We start from the raw sequence: 3,323 nt of genomic DNA, 5'->3' as shown, positions 1-3,323 counted from the left end.
CAATGCCCGCCTTCAGGAGCTGGGCAAGCTGGCCCGTGAGTTGCGTGACAACCCACGCGAGATTGCCAAGCGTGCTGGCATGATCACCGCCATGTCGCTCGGCCTGCTGGCTGCTAACTGGGACGATGAGCGGTATGAGGAACTGCCGGACTGGGACAAAGATACCAACTGGCACTTCTTCCTTGGCGATCAGCACTTCCGGATCCCGAAACCGTTCGAGATCGGGGTGATGTTCGGCACCATTCCTGAGCGTATGGTGCGTGCCCTGGGTAACAAAGATACCGGTGCCCAGTTTGGCAAGGCCGTGGCCCGGGCGCTCGGTGATACCTTTGCTCTCAACCCCACTCCCCAACTGGTCAAGCCGATGGTGGAGGCTGCCTTCAACTATGACAGCTTCCGCGGTGGGCCCATCGATGGTCCCCAGGATCTGGCTGTGCGCGCCGAGGCCCGTTACAACGAGCAGACCAGCTTGTTGATGCGTGAACTTGGTGATCTGTCCGGTTTTTCTCCCAAGCAACTGGAGCACCTGCTGATCGGCTACACCGGCACCATTGGTAGTTACGTGATGGCTGCGGCAGACGGTTTGATCCGGGCTAGCCGCCCTGGTGAGTCAGCCAGCTGGCGTGCCGATGAGATCCCACTGGTCAAGGCGGTATACCGCGGCACAGGTCCGGCAAAATCGACCCAACACATGCAGGAGCTCTACCGGATGCTCAATGAGGTGAATCAACTCAAGCGAACAGTGGATCAGTACCGTAGCGAAGGGCTGACCGATAAGGCCAATGAATTGTTGGAAGCGCAGGGCGGGATCCTGAAGTCGCGTCGTAGTTTGAGTCGAACCCAGCAGCAAGTACGGGTGGCACGCAACAAGATAGAGCTGCTCCAGCGTGACAAGACCCTGGGCGCCGAGGAAAAGCGCCGGCGCATCGATGAGTTACTAGCACGCAGGAATGACCTGGTGTTCCAAGCGGTAAATCATAACCGGCAGAACTGGGAGTAAGGGGGAATGGCGGCCGTGAACACGGCCTTCTGATCAAGAGGTTTTTTGCTCTTCCAGCCAGAGTGCGTAGAGGATATCGGCAAACCACTCTTCTGGCAGAACGCCCAGTACAAGGTCAACCATTGCATCCGCCAGCTTCTCGTTATCTCTTTCAATCTCGAAGTCGTTGAGGGAGAGGTACTCAAGGCATACCGCGAGCCCTGTGCGCTTGTTGGCATCGGAAAAGGCGTGAGCGGTACCGATTGCCATAGCGTACTTTGCGGCGATGAGAAACACATCGTTTAGCCCGTTGTAGGCGATGGCATTGTCGATACGGCCAAGCGCCCCCTCCAATAACGCGATGCTGGCAGGCCCCTGATGACCAGGGGTCGCACCCAGAATGTAGTGGTTAATCTCCAGCACCCGAGCGGGAGGAAACTGGATGATGTCCATTACATATCAGCCAAACGGGTGAAGGTCTTTTCGTGAGTTTTCAGTGTCAGCTTAGTCTCAGACTTGATGATCTGGCGACCCTCTTCACCATTCAGGCACAGATTCTTTTCAGCCTTGATTTGCGGCCGATTCTGCACTTGTGGCAACCCATATTTGTTGCTGACAGTGTTGTCTTTCATGCTTTTGCTACCTCTTGATGTCGCATGGTGAGACTTTACCATAAAAGGTAAATCTATAGCCTGTGGGATGTCCAATCTAGTTGTGCGGCTCTGGTTGCGCGGTTCTCACAGGGATAGGGTGGCGGCTTTAACCTGTGAGGACTCGGCCATGTGGATACTGCTTGCGCTCGTATGTATGGTGCTGGCGCTGAAAACATTCAGTTTCAGCTTCACGTTGGCACTGATCCCGTTCGCCTTGGGGTGTTGGTGTTTCAGCCAATCTGATCGAGATAGCCTAGACAACTTTATGGCCTTTGGCTTCATGCTGATCTTGATCGGCTTTGTTGTGCTGATAGTTATTAGTTTCTGGTGATATTTCGATCACAGTTTCGACAAAGAGAGAGGGGGGGAATGGGGAGGGGTGGTTGATTTTAATACACCGCTGGAGTGAAAGGTGATAGCGTCCCTTTTGTGCTGTATATGCATACAGTGCTTTCACAGTCGAGAGATTGAGAAAAACCCGGGGGACCACAGGATGGAATTAACACTGGCGGAACTTGAAGCGTATCTTGAGGACGTAGATCTGACCCTTCAGGAACGGGATGCGATCGCACGCATTCTTGAAAGGCTTCGCGATGGAGTCACTGCGTTATAACGCGGAAGTATTCGGATTGGCCCGCCACTGTGCGGGTTTTTCTATGCGCGGTGATGGGATAACTAAGGGCAGGACCTGGGCTTTCTTTGGGGCAAATTTTGGGGCAAAACGAAAGGGAAACGGCGGGATAATGGGGGGTAAAAGCACAACGACAAGTTTTCTAAATACTGCAAGAACCCAGTAATGGCGCGGTTTTAGGGGGTTTAAGCTTACATAGATATGTTGTTGCTGCTTAACAAGATGAGTGTCCCGGTTGGTCTGTCAAATGGCGCGCATTATGGCACAGATCCCCCAAAAGTTTTAGCAAGAACTGTGATCTGGATCGGTCAGATGCGTATTTGGCCGTTGAGGGATCCAGTATGAAAAAAGCCGGCACGAGGCCGGCTTGGTGGTGTCATCCAATCATCAGTGGGAGGTGGCGCCAGAGGCACCCAGCCCGGTTTGGGAGCGGACGAACTGCGGCAGGAACTTGGCGTGTTCGTCGGCGGCGTTCTGGGAGCTGTCGGTGATGGAGAAGAACCAGATCCCGACGAAGGCTAACCCCATGGAGAAGAGGGCTGGGTATTCGTAGGGGAAGATAGCCTGGGCATGGCCCAGCACTTTCACCCACACGGTCGGGCCCAGGATCATCAGGGTCACCGCGCTCACCAGCCCCAGCCAGCCACCGTAGACGGCGCCACGGGTGGTCAGGCGTGACCAGAACATGGAGAGGAACAGCACCGGGAAGTTGCAGCTGGCGGCGATGGAGAAGGCCAGACCCACCATGAAGGCGATGTTCTGCTTCTCGAACAGGATCCCCAGACCAATCGCCACTACACCCAATACCACAGTGGTGTATTTGGAGACGCGCAGTTCATCGGTTTCGTTGGCCTTGCCCTTCTTGATGACGCTGGCATAGAGGTCATGGGAGACCGCAGATGCACCCGCCAGGGTCAGCCCGGAGACCACCGCCAGAATGGTGGCAAAGGCGACCGCAGAGATGAAGCCGAGGAACAGGCTGCCACCGACTGCATCGGCCAGATGGATCGCCGCCATGTTGGTGCCGCCCAGCAGGGCGCCGGTGGCATCCTTGAAGGCC

5 protein-coding genes are annotated in these 3,323 nt (G+C 55.5%); 2 read left to right on the top strand and 3 right to left on the bottom strand.

The window, feature by feature from the left end; translation table 11 throughout:
• A partial coding sequence (locus tag LD28_RS0112160) for an LPD38 domain-containing protein (protein WP_033137228.1) occupies positions 1 to 1,000 on the top strand: 1,000 nt, incomplete at its 5' end.
• A gap of 33 nt (positions 1,001 to 1,033) precedes the next feature.
• Here the strand turns inward: LD28_RS0112160 and LD28_RS0112155 are convergent.
• Together LD28_RS0112155 and LD28_RS0112150 are read right to left on the bottom strand one after the other, a co-directional pair.
• Positions 1,034 to 1,432, bottom strand: a complete 399-nt coding sequence (locus tag LD28_RS0112155) for a type II toxin-antitoxin system death-on-curing family toxin (protein ID WP_033137227.1) — start codon at positions 1,430 to 1,432, stop codon at positions 1,034 to 1,036.
• Complete coding sequence (locus LD28_RS0112150) at positions 1,432 to 1,611, bottom strand: hypothetical protein (protein WP_033137226.1); 180 nt, start codon at positions 1,609 to 1,611, stop codon at positions 1,432 to 1,434. The genes LD28_RS0112155 and LD28_RS0112150 overlap by 1 nt, the downstream gene beginning before the upstream one ends.
• Positions 1,612 to 1,759: 148 nt before the next feature.
• Between LD28_RS0112150 and LD28_RS0112145 the strand changes: the two genes are divergently transcribed.
• Positions 1,760 to 1,963 (top strand): hypothetical protein, encoded by a 204-nt coding sequence (locus tag LD28_RS0112145; protein WP_033137225.1) that lies wholly within the window; start codon positions 1,760 to 1,762, stop codon positions 1,961 to 1,963.
• 687 nt (positions 1,964 to 2,650) lie between these two features.
• On the opposite strand, the gene LD28_RS0112135 is transcribed toward LD28_RS0112145, so the two are convergent.
• A partial coding sequence (locus LD28_RS0112135) for a sodium:solute symporter family transporter (protein ID WP_033137223.1) occupies positions 2,651 to 3,323 on the bottom strand: 673 nt, incomplete at its 5' end.

This window comes from Aeromonas finlandensis, assembly GCF_000764645.1.
Classification (GTDB): Bacteria; Pseudomonadota; Gammaproteobacteria; order Enterobacterales; family Aeromonadaceae; genus Aeromonas; species Aeromonas finlandensis.
This window is presented reverse-complemented; position numbering and strand designations above follow the sequence as displayed.